Source organism: Sinorhizobium sp. 7-81 (assembly GCF_030124405.1).
Lineage (GTDB): Bacteria > Pseudomonadota > Alphaproteobacteria > Rhizobiales > Rhizobiaceae > Sinorhizobium > Sinorhizobium psoraleae.
In genome coordinates this window covers 1025219-1041514 of sequence record NZ_JASKLT010000002.1, presented here as the reverse complement: position 1 = coordinate 1041514, position 16296 = coordinate 1025219, and the positions used below count along the sequence as shown (strand labels likewise).

Sequence of the window (16296 nt, the reverse complement as noted above, 5' to 3'; positions counted from 1 at the left end):
GATCGCGCTCTACTCGCGACCGCGAAAACGGCGCTGGTAGGCGGGATCGTAGAGCGAGCTTTCGCGGAAGTCCGCTGCTTCGAGACCGGGACCGACGAAGATCAGCGCGGTGCGCTCGATCGGCTCGACCGCGACCCTGTCCGCAATATCGCCAAGCGTGCCACGCACAACGCGTTCATCCGGCCACGACGCCTTGACGACGATCGCAACCGGGCAGTCGGCGCCATAGAGCGGCGTCAACTCTTCGACCACCCGGTCGAGTGCGTGGATGGCAAGGTGAATCGCGAGCGTCGAACCCGTGGCGCCGAATGCGGCGAGCGTTTCGCTGTTCGGCATCGGCGAGGCACGGCCGGAAACACGGGTAAGCACCAGGCTTTGCGCAACGGCAGGAATCGTCAGCTCCCGGCCGAGCGTTGCAGCGGCAGCGGCGAAAGCCGGCACACCGGGCGTCATGGTATAGGCGATGCCATGTTTCTCGAGCCGGCGGATCTGTTCGGCGACCGCGCTCCAGACGGAAAGATCGCCCGAATGCAGCCGCGCCACGTCCTCGCCAGCCTCTGCGGCGCGGACATATTCCGCTTCGATCTCATCGAGCGACATCGGCGCCGTATCGACGATGCGGGCGCCCGGCGGACAATACTGCAGAAGCTCGGGCGAGACGATCGACCCGGCATAGAGGCAGACCGGGCAGCGGCCGATCAGGTCCCTTCCCCTGACAGTGATCAGGTCTGCCGCACCCGGGCCCGCGCCGATGAAATGAACCGTCATATTCTATCCTCTCAAAATTTCGCTCAGGCCCCGGATCACGATGGTTTTACCCAGGACCATTGCGTGACCGGCATGGCCGGCCGCCAGCCGGTCATCGTCCCGATCGGCGAAGCCCGCGCGATATCGATGCGAATTAGCGAGCCGCCAAGCCGCGCATGGTGCGCGATGAGAACGGCCTCCATTTCCGTCGTCACCGCATTCGCCACCAGCCGGCCGCCCGGGTGGAGCGCGGCGATCGCGGTATCCATCACCCCGGGCTCGCTGCCGCCGCCGCCGACGAAGATCACGTCGGGCGACGCGAGCCCGCGAAGAGCCCCGGGCGCCTCACCCTCGACCACTGTCAGCCCGGGCACGCCAAAGCGCGCCGCATTGCGGCCGATCCGTGCCGCCCGCTCGGGCGAGGCCTCGATGGCGATGGCGCGCATCGCCGGATCCGCCAGCATCCATTCGATGGCGATGGAGCCGGAACCGGCACCGACATCCCACAACAGTTCGCCCTTGCGCGGAGCGAGCGCCGAAAGTGTCAGCGCGCGCATCTCGCGCTTGGTAATCTGGCCGTCATGTTCGAACAGGGCATCGTCGAGACCGGCGGCGAGCGGCAACACCCGCGCGTCCGCATCGGCAACGATTTCAATGGCGCAGACGTTCAAGGGATGCACGTCTTCAAGGGCAAAGCACGATGCGATGTGCCGCGAGATACGTTCACGTCCTCCGCCCAGCGCCTCCAGAACGGTAAGCCGCGACTGACCGAACCCGCTGTCGCAAAGGAGTGCGGCAAGCGCCTTCGGACCGTCCTCGTCGGATGTCAGCACCAGAACACGTGCGCCCGGCTGCAGATGCGGCCGGATGAGGTCGAGCGGCCTTCCGTGCAGCGAAACGGTTGCCGCGTCCTGCAAAGCCCAACCGAGCCGTGACGCCGCAAGGCTGAAGGACGACGGTGCGGGAATGGTTCGCATTTCCTCGGCGTCGATCCGTCGCGCGAGCGTCACGCCGACACCAAAGAGGAACGGGTCGCCGGAGGCGAGCACGACGACCGCGCTGCCCCGTCGCGCAACGATCGCTTCGACGGATTTTTCGAAGGGGCTCTGCCAGATGTGGCGCTCGCCAGTTATCAGGGCGCCTGCAAGCTCGATATGGCGGGCGCCGCCGAAAACGACCGGCGCAGCCGCAATCAGCCGCTTGGCCTCGTCGCCGAGACCCGCTACACCATCCTCACCGAGCCCGATGATCACCAACCAGGGAGCGACAATGACCGAAGCGCTGTTCGATACGTCAGCCATTGGCAGACCTCGCATTCTGATCCTTGGCGGCACGACCGAGGCGAGGCAGCTCGGCGAGCGCCTTGCAGCCGATCCTCGCTACGATGCGGCCATCTCGCTCGCGGGCCGCACCGCCGACCCGCGCCCGCAGCCTCTGCCGACCCGTATCGGCGGCTTCGGCGGCGCGGAAGGACTTGCCGCCTTCCTGAAGGCAGAGACAATCGCCGTGCTGATCGATGCGACGCATCCCTTCGCCGCCCGCATTTCTCACAATGCCGCTACGGCGTCGGAAACCACCGGAACGCCGCTCCTCGCGCTTCGTCGTCCCGCCTGGGAGCGTAAACGCGGAGATCGCTGGACGCGCGTTGAAAGCGCGGCCGAGGCCGTGTCCGCGCTCGGTGACGCCCCGCGCCGCATCTTCCTGGCGATCGGCCGGCAGGAGGCGTTCCACTTCGAGAAGGCCCCGCATCACAAGTACGTCGTCCGCAGCGTCGATCCGGTGACGCCACCGCTCGCACTGCCCGACGTCACCGCGATTCTCGCCAGCGGCCCCTTTGCGGAAGCAGACGAGATCGACCTGCTCCAGGAGCATGGCATTGAGGTCGTGGTCGCCAAGAACAGCGGCGGTAGCGCCACCTACGGCAAGATCGCCGCGGCGCGCAAACTCGGTCTCGAGGTGATCATGATCGAGCGCCGCAAGCCCGCCGACGTTCCGTCGGTCGGCAATTGCGATGAGGCGCTCGAACGCATTCATCAATGGCTTTCCCCGGAATAGGACCGCGGCGTGTAGACGAGATCCGGCTTGCCGTCACGGGGGACGATCCGCGTTTCCGGCGAACCGATGATCACGCAGGTCGCCATATCGGCGCGATTGGCATCGGCTTCGCCGAGCGGCATCACCGTGATGCGCTCGTCCGGCCGACCAGCCGCCCGGCCGAAGATGACCGGGACGTGAGGAGGCAGAACGGTCCGAAGAACGCCGAAGGCTTCGCCAAGCTGCCACGGCCTTGCCTTGCTGATCGGATTGTAGAGGGCGATCACCAGCCCGGACTCGGCGGCAAGCCGCAGCCTTTTCGTGATCACCTCCCAAGGCTTCAGGTTGTCGGACAGTGACATGGCACAGAAGTCATGGCCGAGCGGCGCACCGATGCGGGCGGCGACCGCAAGCATCGCGGTCACGCCCGGCGTGATCACCAGATCGATCTGCCGCCATTCCTCCGGTCCCTTGTCGATCGCCTCGCAGACGGCGGCCGCCATCGCGAAGATGCCCGGATCGCCACCCGAAACGACGCAGACATCCGCTCCCGCCGCAGCGCGGGCAAGCGCCGCCTGGGCCCGGTCCAGCTCCTCGCGATTGTCGGAGGCGATGCGGCGCTGATCGGCCCTGAGGTTCAAACGGTCGAGATAGGGACCGTAGCCGAAGAACTCGGTCGCGGCGGAAATCGCGTCCCGTGTCTCGGGCGTCATCTGCGCCGGATTGCCTGGACCCGTGCCGACGATGAAAAGCCTGCCGGTCATCGCCTGTCCTCCCGGGGCCTATCCTTCCAGCCCGGGACGAGCACCAGCGAAAAATAAGGAGCCTCGTCGTCCGGCTTCTCGCCAAGCGGAATCATCGCCGCATTCTTCATGGTGCCGCGCTCGACATAGATGGCCCCGCCGAGCCGGCCTGCGGCGGCAAGCGCCCGGCGGATTTTTGGCAGGTTGCGGCCGACCTTCATGATGACGGCGGCTTCGGTATCGGCCAAGCGGCGCTGAAGCTCGCCCTCGCCCATCGTGCCGGGCAGCACGGAAAGAACGTCGTCGCCCTGCACCAGCGGCAGCCCCGCTGCCGACCAGCAACCGGACATGGCGGTGATGCCCGGAATGACCTCGACCGGAAACCGTCCGGCGAGCCGCACGTGCAGATGCATGTAGGACCCGTAGAAGAGGGGGTCGCCTTCGCTGAGCACCGCGACTGTCCGCCCGGCCTCGAGATGCACCGCGACGGCCTCTGCGGAGGCATTGTAGAAATCAGTGATCTGGCTCTTGTAGGCGCGGTGGTCTTTGTCGATCTCGATCGTCACCGGATAGTAGAGCGGCAACTCGATAAGATCCGGCTTCAGCAGGCCCTCTACCACCGCGCGGCCATTGCCGTTGCGTCCTGCCTTGGCGAAAAAGGCGACCACGTCGGCTTCGCCGAGCGCCCGCACCGCCTTCACCGTCAGAAGTTCGGGATCGCCGGGGCCGGTGCCGACACCGATCAACCTGCCCATCTCGACCGCGCTCACAGGCCCGGCCTCGCGAGAGAGTTGAGCGCCGCGGCGGTCATCGCGCTGCCGCCGAGACGGCCGCGCACGATCGCGAATGGAACGCCATAGGAATTCTCGGCGAGCGCATCCTTCGATTCCGCCGCACCGACGAAGCCGACAGGCATGCCGAGGATCGCCGCCGGCTTCGGCGCACCGTCGCGCAACATTTCCAGCAGATAAAAGAGCGCAGTCGGCGCGTTGCCGATGGCGACGACGGAACCGGCCATCCGTTCGCCCCAAAGCTTCAATGCGGCCGCCGAGCGCGTATTGCCGATCTCGGTCGCAAGCGTCCCGGTGCGCGGATCGCGAAGGGTGCAGATGACATCGTTGCCTGCCGGCAGCCGCGCCCGCGTCACCCCATGCGCCACCATTTCCGCGTCGCAGAAAATCGGCGCGCCGTTTTTCAATGCGGTCCGCGCGGCGGAAACGAAATCCGGCGAGAAGACGAATTGGCGCGCGGCCTCGACGGAGCCGCAGGCATGCACCATACGCACGGCGAGATCGGCCTCCTCTTCGGAAAAGCCGGAAAGATCGGCCTCCGCCCGAATGATCGCAAAGGAACGCTCATAGATGGCGTTGCCATCGCGGATATAATCGTAGTCCGGCATTTCTATCCCTGTTCAAACGCTGCGGCGATGCGCGCGGCCCCGAGCCGTGTAAGACAGGACCGCGCCGATTCGCCAGCGTCTTTGTTTTGCCTGACCAGCGCACCTAAATGCGCTAGCGCGGTTTTTATACCATTCGCATCCGTGTAGGCGCTCGGCGCGACGGAAGCAGTACCATTTACGACAAGCGCATATCCTGATGGCGCACCGACAAGCGTCAGCTCCGACGATGACGGTCGCGCGCATCCCTTGGGACAGCCGGAGAGATGAACGCTCATCGAACCGTCAAGCAACTCGGGCGCCGCCTCGACCATCAGCCGTGCCACGACCTTCGTCTCCATCAGCGCCGAGGCGCAGGCTCCCGTGCCGGCGCAGGTGGCAATATGATTGCGCGGATCATCCGGGGCAATGCGGAAACCGAGAGAAGACGCGAGCCGCTGTGCCGTCGCGGCCGCCTCGCGGTCGAGTCCGAGCACGAAGAGGCCATGGCCCGGTGCGGGCCGGATCTCCGTCGCACCCAATTCCTCGGCTTTACGCAGGAACGCCGTCAGGCTGGCCGCATCCGTCTGGGCGAAGGCGAAACCGATGCCAAGCACGGTTGCGCCACCGGCCGCCATGTGCATGCCGGCGGCCGATATGGTCGGCTCCGCCCGCAAGATCGGCCTCGCCGGCCGACGCTCTCCGCCCGCCAACTCGTTTCCAAGCGCCTCCGCATCGAGATCACGGCCGCGCGCGCTGTCGCCGATTGCGGCGAGCCTGCCGAGGACGGCCAAGAGGCTGGGAATGGTTTCGCGCGCATCGAGCAGCGCAACCGACCGCGCCGTGCGAGCGGTCCCGCCGAGGGAAAGCAGCCAGGCTACGCCGTCATCCGCCTTCACCGCCTTGAGACGCAAGTCGGCAACGATGTCGTCGAGGTGAACGCGGCCGCCGCCGTCGATGATGATCGATAGCTTCGGCGCGAGCGTGAAAGGCGGATCGAGCGCAGCGATCGCTTCGCGCAACGCCCGTGCAAGCGGACGTGGATCCACGATCTCATCCGCATCGACCCCGGCAAGCGGTGGGGTCTCGATCGCAACGCCTTCGGCAATCGCAATGCCTGCCTCGCTGATTGCCGACGCGAGGCCGGCGACGGTCGCGGCGGTCAGGCCTCGGATCTGCAGATTTCCCCGCGCGGTCACTTCCAGAATTCCGTTGCCGAAGCGCTCGGCCGCCGCGGCAAGTGCCCGCAACTCCCCAGGCGTCATGCCGCCGGTCGCCGGGCGTAGGCGCACCAGCAATCCATCACCGGTCTGCATCGGTTTCGCGAGCGACGGACAGGCGCCCCGCCGCAAGGCGGCATCGGGAGCGGCCCCGTCGGATCTGGGCATGGCACAGCTTGTCATCGCGTTGGTCAATTCTCCCGGCAAGAGGGCAATGGTCTCCGCCATAACCGCTTTCGATGGACGCTATATCACAGCCAAGCGCCTTGAGAGAGATCAAAGGGGAGGTGATAGACCCCCAATCCCGCGGCACGCACGCCTGCTATTCGTCGAAATCGGCGCCCTTGCGCAGGAGATAGATATCCATGATCCAGCCGATGCGCTCGCGCGCCTCGGCGCGCGTCTTGAGGATCTCGTCCTTCACTTCGGCAAGAGGTCCGGAGATGACGATCTCATCCGGCGTGCCAAGATAGGCGCCCCAATAGATTGCGGCATCCGGGTCTTCGATCTTGTGGAATGCTTGCTCCCCGTCGAGCATGACGACGGCAGTTTCGCTTTTATCCGGGAAGCTTTCGGCAAGCCGCCTTCCGGTGGTGATCTCGACAGGCTTGCCGACGAGATTGAGCGGTATGCGATGGCTGGCGCAGAGTGCCTGCAGACTGGTGATGCCGGGAACGACGTCGAAGTCGATAGCCACATGTCCCCGCGCCCTGACGCGTTCCACGATGCGGATCGTGCTGTCGTAAAGCATCGGGTCGCCCCAGACCAGGAAGGCGCCGGTCTGGCCTTCAGCAAGTTCGCCAAGCAGCAATTCCTCATACGTTGCGGCGATGCTGCCGTGCCAGTCGTCGACGCTGCCGCTATAGCTCCGCCCCTCCGTCTGGCGTACCGGCACGGCGAACTCGACCGTGCGGCTGTCGCTCCGCGTCACATAACGCCCACAAATCTCGCGGCGGACCTCGGCAAGCTCGGTCTTCTTCGCCCCCTTGGTCGGAATGAAGAGCACGTCAGCCTTGTTGAGGGCGTTGATTGCCTGAATGGTCACGTGTTCGGGATTGCCCGCGCCGATGCCGATGATCAAGATATGCCGCATAATCTTCCGCCTGCTTCTCGCGCTGCGCGTTCTGTGCAGTCTTTCGCCGATCGCAGGCGGCGACGCAAGGTTTGTCAGCGACAGGCGGGGGCGACGCAGCGCCAGACGCCAGCAATTAAAGTCAGCGGCCGTCGGCAACCTCAGGGTTTTCCGGCAATCGCCAATCTATCGGATCGAAGCCCCTCGAAACGAGAAAAGCATTGGCCTTCGAAAAATGCCGGCAACCGAGAAAGCCCGAATGGGCCGAAAGCGGCGAAGGGTGCGCCGCCTTCAGCACCAGATGCCGGGACTGGTCGACGAATGCCGCCTTCCTTTGCGCATAGGAGCCCCACAGCATGAAGACGACGGGCTGCCGCTGTTCGTTGACCGCCCGAATGACCGCGTCGGTGAAACGCTCCCAGCCCCGCCCCTGGTGCGAAGCCGCCCGTCCCCGTTCGACCGTGAGCACGCTGTTCAAAAGCAGCACGCCCTGCCGCGCCCAGCTTTCCAGGAAACCGTGGCGAGCGGGCGGAATGCCGAGATCGTCCTGGAGTTCCTTGTAAATGTTGACGAGCGACGGCGGCGTGCGCACGCCGGGCCGCACGCTGAAACAAAGCCCGTGCGCCTGCCCGTCGCCATGATAGGGATCCTGCCCGAGGATAACAACGCGGACCTTGTCGAGCGGCGTAAGATCGAGCGCGCGAAAATATTCGCTGCCTCTCGGGAAGATCTGTCGGCCGCCGTCCTTTTCCCCCAGCAGGAACCGCTTGAGGTCGCCCATATAGGCGCTTGAGAATTCCGGGGCCAACGCGGCCTTCCAGCTGTCCTCGATCCGGATGGTCGGTTCCATATGTTGTCGAGCCTCGTTTCGCTTCGACCGGAAATTTAAGCAGTTGAGCGGGCGCCGCAAGCGGTCCTGCGGGATTTCATTCTTCGATTCACCGTTCTGATCGGAACTCCCGAGGAGCATTGTATTTCTGCAGATATAACGCTAACGAGGAGAATAGATCCGTTATATCCTCAAATATCGCGACCGGACGGAGGCACGCATGCGGAGAGGACGAAGAATCTGGCTCAAGGGACTCGCGCTGACCGTGTGGGTCGCCTTGACAGGCGCGGCCCCTGGCCCTGCGCAAGCGGCAGAAAAGATAACCGTCTTCGCAGCGGCGAGCCTGAAGAACGCGCTCGACGCGGTCAACGCCGAATGGCAGAAGGAAAGCGGCAGGCAGGCAACCGCTTCCTATGCCGCAAGCTCGGCGCTTGCAAAGCAGATCGAACAGGGCGCGCCGGCGGATGTCTTCATTTCGGCCGACCTCGCCTGGATGGACTATCTTGCCGACAAGAAGCTGATCAAGGCGGACACCCGCGCCAACCTTCTCGGCAACCGCCTCGTCCTCGTTTCCGCAAAGCCCGATGCGCAAGCGGTCGATATCGAGCCCGGTTTCGATCTCGCCGGTCTCCTCGGAAACGACCGCCTGGCGATGGGCGCGGTCGACTCGGTTCCCGCCGGCAAATACGGCAAGGCGGCACTGGAAAAACTCGGGGTCTGGCCGGCAGTTGCACAGAAGGTGGCGGGGGCGGAAAGCGTGCGGGCCGCACTTCTCCTGGTGTCGCGCGGCGAGGCTCCCTATGGCATCGTGTACCAGACGGACGCAGTGGCCGAGCCCGGTGTCAAGGTGGTCGGCACGTTCCCGGAGGACAGTCATCCTCCCATCATCTATCCGATAGCCGTTACGGTCGACAGCAAGAACACCGACGCAGCCGCCTATCTTGCATTCGTCACGTCGGCCAAGGCTGCGGCGCTCTTCGAGGCCGAGGGTTTCACGGTGCGGAAATAAGCGCGAAGCAACTCACGCAAGCACCCTGCGTGAAATCTCGATAGATTCGCGCAGGTCATGAGGGTGTCGTGGCGCAGGACTTTGACGGGAGATTTGACGCTTGGACTGGATGGCATTGAGCGACGCGGAGTGGACGGCAGTCCGGCTTAGCCTGCGCGTCGCCACGGTCGCGATGTTAAGCAGCCTGCCGCTGGCACTGCTGGCCGCCATGGTGCTTGCGCGTGGGCGCTTCTGGGGCAAGTCGGTCCTGAACGGCCTCGTACATATGCCGCTGGTGCTGCCGCCGGTTGTCACCGGCTTCGTGCTGCTGCTTCTCTTCGGCCGCCGCGGACCGATCGGCGCCTTCCTCGCCGAAAATTTCGGCATCGTCTTCTCCTTCCGCTGGACGGGTGCCGCGCTTGCCTGTGCGGTCATGGGCTTTCCGCTGATGGTGCGCAGTATCCGGCTGTCGATCGACGCAGTCGACCGCAAGCTCGAGGACGCCGCCGCCACGCTCGGCGCCGGACCGGCATGGGTGTTCCTGACTGTGACATTGCCGCTGATCCTTCCCGGCATCATCGCCGGCATGATCCTCTCCTTCGCCAAGGCGATGGGCGAGTTCGGGGCGACGATCACCTTCGTCTCCAATATTCCGGGCGAGACACAGACGCTTTCCTCCGCGATCTACACTTTCACTCAGGTTCCAGGCGGCGATGCCGGAGCGATGCGCCTCGCTGTCGTCTCGGTCGTCATTTCCATGGCGGCACTGATGCTGTCGGAGATTTTCGCGGCATTCGCGGCAAAGCGCTCGGTGACGGCATGAGCCTCGAGGTCGAAGCCCGCCACCGGGTCGGTGCCTTCACAATCGACGCCGCGTTCACCTCTGACGGCAGCGTCACGGCGCTTTTCGGCCGCTCGGGCTCGGGCAAGACCTCACTGATCAATATCATCGCCGGACTTCTCCGCCCCGATAGCGGTCGGATCGTCCTCGACGGCGACGTGATTGCCGACAGCGAGCGGCGGATATTCACGCCGATCCACCGGCGCCGCTTCGGTTATGTCTTCCAGGAAGCGCGGCTTTTCCCGCACATGAGCGTCCGCAAGAATCTCGCCTACGGACGCTGGTTCGCCGGCGCGGAAGAGTCCGCCTCGCAGTTCGGGCGGGTCGTCGAAATGCTCGGCATCGGCCACCTGCTCGACCGTCGTCCCTCGACGCTTTCCGGCGGCGAACGCCAGCGCGTCGCCGTCGGCCGGGCGCTGCTCGCCTCTCCCCGCCTGCTACTGATGGACGAACCTCTTGCCGCGCTAGACGAGGCACGAAAGGCGGAGATCCTGCCTTATCTGGAGCGGCTTCGTGACGAAACGAGAATTCCGATCGTCTATGTCAGCCATTCGGTCGCGGAAGTCGCCCGATTGGCTGAGCGCGTCATCATGATCGAGAACGGTCGGGTCAAGGCATCGGGCGATGCGGCCGCCGTCCTCAGCCAACCGGCTGCAGCGCATGCGATGGATTGGCGTGAGGCCGGCGCGCTGCTCGAGGGCGTGGTCGAGAGCCACGACAGCACACACAATCTGACGGTCGTCCGGGCGGGACAATGTCTCGTGCGCGTGCCGCAACTCTTCGTTCCGCCGGGCCACAGCGTCCGCCTGCATATCGCGGCGCGGGACGTCATGCTGGCCACCGTGCGTCCCGAAGGCATCAGCGCGCTCAACGTGTTCGAGGGAACGGTCACCGATCTCTCGCCCGATGAAAAGGGCAGCATCGACGTTCGCGTGCAGTGCGGCGGCAACGTTATTCTCGCCCGCATCACCGCTCTGTCACGCGACGCGCTCCAGCTCGTACCTGGGAAACCCGTTCACGCGATCATCAAGACCGTGGCGCTCGATCACTGAGGGCGGATGAGGCCCGGCTTTCGCTCGCGTCTTGCCTCACTTGTCCGAAACCGTTTCCGTCACAGAAACAGCATTGGGATCGCGAACGGCCTCGAGCCAGTCGAGGTCATCCTTGATCGCCGCGCAAGCCTTTGCCTCCATAGCCCGGAACCGCTGGATCAGCATCTCGCCGAAAGCCGTGACAGCGGCACCGCCCCCTTGCTTGCCGCCGCGCTGCGATTCCACCGAGGGCTCCTTGAACATCCGGTTCAAGGCATCGACGAGCAGCCAGGCGCGCCGGTAGGACATGTCCATCGCCCGGCCGGCGGCGGAAATCGAACCGGTTTCGCGGATGAGCTCCAGGAGCATGATCTTGCCGCGCCCAAGACGCTCGCCGGGCGGAAAGTCGATACGCAGGATCGGGTGAAGTTTATTGTCTTCGTCAGGCATGCGACGAGCATAGAGTCTCGGCCAAGGTTCTGGAAGTCCGGCCGTATTGCGCGGTGTCAGAGACTCATGCCGCCGTCGATCACATGCACCTGGCCGGTCGTATAGGCAGAAATATCGCTGCCGAGATAGACGGCGAGCGCTGCGATCTCGTCGGGCGTCCCAAGACGCCCCATCGGCTGGCGCGCGATGAAGGCGGCGCGCGCCTGCTCGTAATCGCCCTGAGCCTTCATCCGCTCCTCAAGCGACGGGGATTGGACCGTGCCCGGTGCGATGGCGTTGCAGCGGATGCCCTTGCCGATGAAATCGGTCGCGACCGACTTGGTAAGGCCGACGACCGCCGCCTTGCTCGCCGAATAGACGAAGCGGTTCGGCACGCCCATCGGAACGCCCGCCACCGACGACATATTGATGATCGAGCCGCCGCCTTTTTCGATCATGCCGGGAAGGAAGGCGCGGATCATCCGGAACATGGATTTCACGTTGAGGTCGAAGGCGAAGTCGTAGTCCTTTTCGCTCGCCTCGAGGATCGAGCCGGAGTGGACGAATCCGGCGCAGTTGAAGAGAACGTCGATGGCGCCGGTGCGCACTGCAAACGCGGCGACCGCCTCTTCGCTGAGCACGTCGAGCTTCGCGATCTCGATGCCCTGCGCCGCAAGTTCGCGGAGTTTTTCCTCATTGACGTCGGTCGCAATGACAGAGGCGCCCTCGCGGCTGAAAGCCTCGGCTGCCGCGCGACCGATACCTTGCGCCGCCGCCGTAATCACCGCCCGCTTTCCCGCCAGAAGCCCGCCCATGTTTCCTTCCCCATCCGTGTTGCGCCGCGGACCTGTGCCCGTCTGCTCGCCAAGAGACATCGGAGCCCGCCGATCTGTCAAGCAATTGAAGTGTATTTTTATCGGAAAAAGACAGATAGAAGCGCCCGGATCACGTGCGAATTGTGCATTTTGGTCAGCTAATCGCTCGCGTGGGGTTGATCGGGGCCGACGAAGGATGCAGCGATAGCAGAAAGCCACGCATATCAAGAGACATTCATGCCCGGTCCCGTTCTCGACCCAGTCATCACCGAAAATTCGCTGCCCCCGAAAGCCGACGTCGTCATCGTCGGCGGTGGCATCATCGGCGTCAGCACGGCGCTTTTCCTTGCCGAGCGCGGCATTCAAGTCGTGCTCTGCGAGAAAGGTGCGCTCGGCGGCGAACAGTCGAGCCGCAATTGGGGATGGGTGCGCGTCATGGGCCGCGACCGCCGCGAGATCCCGCTTGCCATGGCGGCACTGAAAATCTGGGACACGCTCGATGCGCGCGTCGGCGGCGAAACCGGATTTCGCCGCAGCGGCATCCTGTATATTTCGGAAAGCGAACAGGATATCGCCAACCGCGACGCCTGGCTGACGCATGCAAGGCAATATGGCGTCGACAGCCGCCAGATCGGCGCGGACGAAACGCAGTCCAGGATGTCGGGAGCCACAACCCGCTACAAAGGCGCGCTATTCACGCCAAGCGACGGTCGGGCCGAGCCGCAGAAGGCGGTGCCGGCAATCGCCGCAGGGGCGCGGCGCGCCGGGGCGCACATCGTTACCGGCTGTGCTGCACGCGGAGTCGAGAGAAGTGCTGGCCGGATCAGCGCCGTCATCACGGAAAAGGGTCGCATCGAAACCACGACAGTCGTCCTTGCCGGCGGCGCCTGGTCGCGGCTCTTCTGCAAGGGCCTCGGAATCCGGTTACCGCAGCTGAAGGTGCGCAACACCGTGCTGAGAACCGCAGCGGTCGACGGCGGACCCGAGGGCGCCGCCGCGACGGCGACCTATGCCTATCGAAAGCGCCTCGATGGCGGCTATACGATCGCCGACGGCAGCGCCAACCTGCACCCGATCGCCCCGGACAGTTTCACTTTTTTTCGTGATTTTCAGCCCGCGCGAAAGGCCGAGGGCGAAGCCGTGCAGGTTGGACTGAGCGCGCAGAGCTGGCGCGAGCTCTTCGAGATCGCGCCCGTGCCGCTCGACCGCCCGGGCGCCTTCGAACGTCACCGGGTCCTCGACCCCCGACCCGATTCGCGCTCCGCGTTAAGGGCGTTTGAGGAGGTGAGAAAGGTCTTCCCGGCACTCCGGCAGACGGCGCCACTGCAGATCTGGGCCGGCCTGATCGATGTTACGCCCGATGCCGTGCCTGTCATTTCCCATGCTGAAAATGTCCCCGGCCTGATCATAGCCACCGGCTTTTCCGGCCACGGCTTCGGTATCGGCCCCGGCGCCGGTCACCTCGTCGCCGACCTCGTCACGGGGGATCGGCCGATCGTCGATCCCGCGGATTTCCGGCTCTCGCGTTTTTCCGACGGCACGCCTATCGAGATCGCGCCGCCGGTCTGAAGGCGCGCTTTCGAGCGCCGACCGCTGAACCGGCCGCGCAAGAAAATTTCCCGCAACGGCCGCCGCTGCCTGTTTTCCATCCGGCATCCGAGACGCAATGGCAGGATTCTGTCTTTCTTCAAGCGGCCGGCGGCCGAGACCGCGAAAACCCTTCATCTCCCCCTGAACTCATGGCAGTCTGTCAGCATATCCCCTCGGGAGAACGGGGATCGCGACGGCACGTGGCAGCGTCGGGCGGAGGAGTACCCGATGGCGCGAGATCGTCGCAGTATCGTGCCGTGAGCCCGGCAATACTGTTCTCTCGATCATTGATTTTGCGCGCAATGCGCAATCCGGATGGGAGGCCGGAACCCGCATGAGCGATCTCGACCGTTTGAGTTTGCATGTCCCCGAACCGGCCGTTCGGCCGGGCGATCAACCCGATTTCTCCAATGTGAAAATTCCGAAGGCCGGCTCCGTGCCTCGTCCCGAGGTGGACGTCGCGCCGGAAGAGATCCGGGACCTTGCCTATTCCATCATCCGCGTGCTCAACCGCGAAGGCGAAGCCGTCGGGCCTTGGGCGGGCCTGCTATCCGATGAGGAACTGCTCACCGGTCTCAGGCACATGATGATGCTACGCGCCTTCGATGCGCGCATGCTGATGGCGCAGCGTCAGGGCAAGACATCCTTCTACATGCAGCATCTCGGCGAGGAAGCCGTAAGCTGCGCCTTCCGCAGAGCCCTTCGCAAGGGCGACATGAATTTCCCCACCTATCGCCAGGCGGGGCTTCTCATCGCCGACGACTATCCGATGGTCGAGATGATGAACCAGATCTTCTCGAACGAGAGCGATCCGTGTCATGGCCGGCAGTTGCCGGTGATGTACACTTCCAAGGAGCACGGCTTCTTCACGATTTCCGGCAATCTGGCTACCCAATATGTCCAGGCGGTCGGCTGGGCCATGGCCTCGGCGATCAAGAACGACACACGCATCGCCGCCGGCTGGATCGGCGACGGCTCGACGGCGGAGTCGGACTTCCACTCCGCTCTCGTGTTCGCGTCCACTTACCGGGCGCCGGTTATCCTCAACATTGTCAATAACCAGTGGGCGATCTCGACCTTCCAGGGCATCGCCCGCGGCGGTTCGGGTACTTTTGCGGCCCGCGGGCTCGGCTTCGGCATCCCGGCGCTGCGCGTCGATGGCAACGACTATCTCGCTGTCTATGCGGTGGCGCGCTGGGCGGCGGAGCGGGCGCGGCGCAATCTGGGGCCGACGCTGATCGAATACGTGACCTACCGCGTCGGCGCGCACTCCACCTCCGACGACCCGAGCGCCTATCGCCCGAAGACGGAGTCGGAAGCCTGGCCGCTCGGCGATCCGGTTCTGCGACTGAAGAAGCACCTGATTGTCCGCGGTGCGTGGTCGGAAGAGCGCCACGCCCAGGCGGAAGCCGAAGTCATGGACGAGGTGATCCAGGCGCAGAAACAGGCGGAAAGCCACGGCACGCTGCATGCCGGCGGCAAGCCTTCCGTACGCGATATCTTCGAGGGTGTTTACGCCGAGATGCCGCCGCACATCCGTCGCCAGCGGCAGAAGGCAGGATACTGACATGGCCAGAATGACAATGATCGAAGCGGTGCGCAGCGCCATGGACGTTTCGATGGCGCGCGACGAGAACGTCGTCGTCTTCGGCGAGGACGTCGGCTATTTCGGCGGCGTTTTCCGCTGCACGCAAGGGCTTCAGGCAAAGTACGGAAAGACCCGCTGTTTCGACGCGCCGATCAGCGAATCCGGCATCGTCGGCACAGCCATCGGCATGGCGGCCTACGGGCTGAAGCCCTGCGTGGAGATCCAGTTCGCCGACTACATGTATCCGGCCTACGACCAGATTACCCAGGAGGCGGCGCGCATTCGCTACCGCTCGAACGGCGATTTCACCTGCCCGATCGTTCTGCGCATGCCGACCGGTGGCGGCATCTTCGGCGGCCAGACACACAGCCAGAGCCCGGAAGCGCTTTTCACCCATGTCTGCGGTCTGAAGGTCATCGTGCCGTCAAACCCTTACGACGCCAAGGGGCTCCTGATTTCGGCAATCGAGGATCCCGATCCGGTGATGTTCCTGGAGCCGAAACGGCTCTACAATGGCCCGTTCGACGGTCACCATGAACGTCCGGTGACGCCGTGGTCGAAGCATGAACTCGGCGACGTGCCGGAAGGGCATTATACGATCCCGATCGGCAAGGCCGAAATCCGCCGGACGGGCTCGGCCGTGACCGTGATCGCCTATGGAACCATGGTGCATGTCGCACTCGCCGCCGCGGAGGAAACCGGAATCGATGCGGAGGTGATCGACTTGCGCAGCCTGTTGCCGCTCGACCTCGATACGATCGTACAGTCAGTGACGAAGACCGGGCGCTGCGTCGTGGTGCACGAGGCGACGCTCACATCCGGCTTCGGCGGCGAGCTCGTGTCCCTCGTTCAGGAGCACTGCTTCTATCATCTGGAAGCCCCTGTCATACGGGTCACCGGTTGGGACACACCCTACCCGCACGCTCAGGAATGGGACTATTTCCCCGGCCCCGCGCGCGTCGGCCGCGCGCTCACCGAAGTGATGGAGGCCTGA

Annotated in this window: 17 protein-coding genes; 7 read left to right on the top strand and 10 right to left on the bottom strand. The window is 64.6% G+C overall.

Annotated features, from left to right (window positions below):
• Positions 1-9: 9 nt before the first annotated feature.
• Positions 10-768, bottom strand: a complete 759-nt coding sequence (gene cobM / locus QN224_RS12000) for a precorrin-4 C(11)-methyltransferase (protein WP_269281178.1) — start codon at positions 766-768, stop codon at positions 10-12.
• Between the two features lie 35 nt (positions 769-803).
• A complete protein-coding gene (cbiE, locus tag QN224_RS11995; protein ID WP_283976818.1) occupies positions 804-2048 on the bottom strand; it encodes a precorrin-6y C5,15-methyltransferase (decarboxylating) subunit CbiE in 1245 nt (414 codons plus the stop codon).
• On the opposite strand from cbiE, the gene QN224_RS11990 reads away from it, so the two are divergent.
• Positions 2017-2802 carry a cobalt-precorrin-6A reductase gene (locus QN224_RS11990; protein ID WP_283976817.1) on the top strand — a complete coding sequence of 262 codons (786 nt, stop codon included), beginning with the start codon at positions 2017-2019 and terminating at the stop codon, positions 2800-2802. The genes cbiE and QN224_RS11990 overlap by 32 nt on opposite strands.
• Here the strand turns inward: QN224_RS11990 and QN224_RS11985 are convergent.
• The 6 genes from QN224_RS11985 to ung all read right to left on the bottom strand — a co-directional run bounded on the left by QN224_RS11985 (position 2781) and on the right by ung (position 8041).
• Complete coding sequence (locus QN224_RS11985) at positions 2781-3545, bottom strand: precorrin-3B C(17)-methyltransferase (RefSeq protein WP_283976816.1); 765 nt, start codon at positions 3543-3545, stop codon at positions 2781-2783. The genes QN224_RS11990 and QN224_RS11985 overlap by 22 nt on opposite strands.
• The gene (locus QN224_RS11980; RefSeq protein ID WP_283976815.1) at positions 3542-4294 is read right to left on the bottom strand and encodes a precorrin-2 C(20)-methyltransferase; all 753 of its coding nucleotides are present in this window, start codon (positions 4292-4294) and stop codon (positions 3542-3544) included. The genes QN224_RS11985 and QN224_RS11980 overlap by 4 nt, the downstream gene beginning before the upstream one ends.
• Complete coding sequence (locus tag QN224_RS11975; RefSeq protein ID WP_173509012.1) at positions 4291-4923, bottom strand: precorrin-8X methylmutase; 633 nt, start codon at positions 4921-4923, stop codon at positions 4291-4293. The genes QN224_RS11980 and QN224_RS11975 overlap by 4 nt, the downstream gene beginning before the upstream one ends.
• Positions 4924-4925: 2 nt before the next feature.
• Entirely contained in the window at positions 4926-6302 is a 1377-nt protein-coding gene (gene cobG, locus QN224_RS11970) for a precorrin-3B synthase (RefSeq protein ID WP_283976937.1), read from the bottom strand.
• Positions 6303-6441: 139 nt separating this feature from the next.
• Complete coding sequence (gene cobF, locus QN224_RS11965; protein WP_283976814.1) at positions 6442-7212, bottom strand: precorrin-6A synthase (deacetylating); 771 nt, start codon at positions 7210-7212, stop codon at positions 6442-6444.
• 121 nt (positions 7213-7333) lie between these two features.
• Positions 7334-8041 carry a uracil-DNA glycosylase gene (gene ung / locus QN224_RS11960; RefSeq protein WP_283976813.1) on the bottom strand — a complete coding sequence of 236 codons (708 nt, stop codon included), beginning with the start codon at positions 8039-8041 and terminating at the stop codon, positions 7334-7336.
• 199 nt (positions 8042-8240) lie between these two features.
• Between ung and modA the strand changes: the two genes are divergently transcribed.
• From modA to modC, 3 genes are all read left to right on the top strand, one after another.
• Positions 8241-9029 carry a molybdate ABC transporter substrate-binding protein gene (gene modA, locus QN224_RS11955; RefSeq protein ID WP_283976812.1) on the top strand — a complete coding sequence of 263 codons (789 nt, stop codon included), beginning with the start codon at positions 8241-8243 and terminating at the stop codon, positions 9027-9029.
• A 109-nt stretch (positions 9030-9138) separates the two neighbouring features.
• Positions 9139-9831, top strand: a complete 693-nt coding sequence (gene modB, locus QN224_RS11950; RefSeq protein ID WP_173510134.1) for a molybdate ABC transporter permease subunit — start codon at positions 9139-9141, stop codon at positions 9829-9831.
• The gene (gene modC, locus QN224_RS11945) at positions 9828-10901 is read left to right on the top strand and encodes a molybdenum ABC transporter ATP-binding protein (protein ID WP_283976811.1); all 1074 of its coding nucleotides are present in this window, start codon (positions 9828-9830) and stop codon (positions 10899-10901) included. Before modB ends, modC begins: the two co-directional genes overlap by 4 nt.
• Positions 10902-10937: 36 nt before the next feature.
• Here modC and QN224_RS11940 read toward each other — a convergent pair whose 3' ends face one another.
• Together QN224_RS11940 and QN224_RS11935 are read right to left on the bottom strand one after the other, a co-directional pair.
• Entirely contained in the window at positions 10938-11330 is a 393-nt protein-coding gene (locus QN224_RS11940) for a winged helix-turn-helix domain-containing protein (RefSeq protein ID WP_283976810.1), read from the bottom strand.
• Positions 11331-11386: 56 nt separating this feature from the next.
• Positions 11387-12124, bottom strand: a complete 738-nt coding sequence (locus QN224_RS11935; protein WP_283976809.1) for an SDR family oxidoreductase — start codon at positions 12122-12124, stop codon at positions 11387-11389.
• A 237-nt stretch (positions 12125-12361) separates the two neighbouring features.
• Between QN224_RS11935 and QN224_RS11930 the strand changes: the two genes are divergently transcribed.
• The 3 genes from QN224_RS11930 to QN224_RS11920 all read left to right on the top strand — a co-directional run bounded on the left by QN224_RS11930 (position 12362) and on the right by QN224_RS11920 (position 16296).
• Positions 12362-13693, top strand: coding sequence for an FAD-binding oxidoreductase (locus QN224_RS11930; protein WP_283976808.1), 1332 nt, complete (start codon positions 12362-12364; stop codon positions 13691-13693).
• A 355-nt stretch (positions 13694-14048) separates the two neighbouring features.
• Entirely contained in the window at positions 14049-15281 is a 1233-nt protein-coding gene (locus QN224_RS11925) for a 3-methyl-2-oxobutanoate dehydrogenase (2-methylpropanoyl-transferring) subunit alpha (RefSeq protein ID WP_283976807.1), read from the top strand.
• 1 nt (position 15282) lies between these two features.
• The gene (locus QN224_RS11920; RefSeq protein WP_269281151.1) at positions 15283-16296 is read left to right on the top strand and encodes an alpha-ketoacid dehydrogenase subunit beta; all 1014 of its coding nucleotides are present in this window, start codon (positions 15283-15285) and stop codon (positions 16294-16296) included.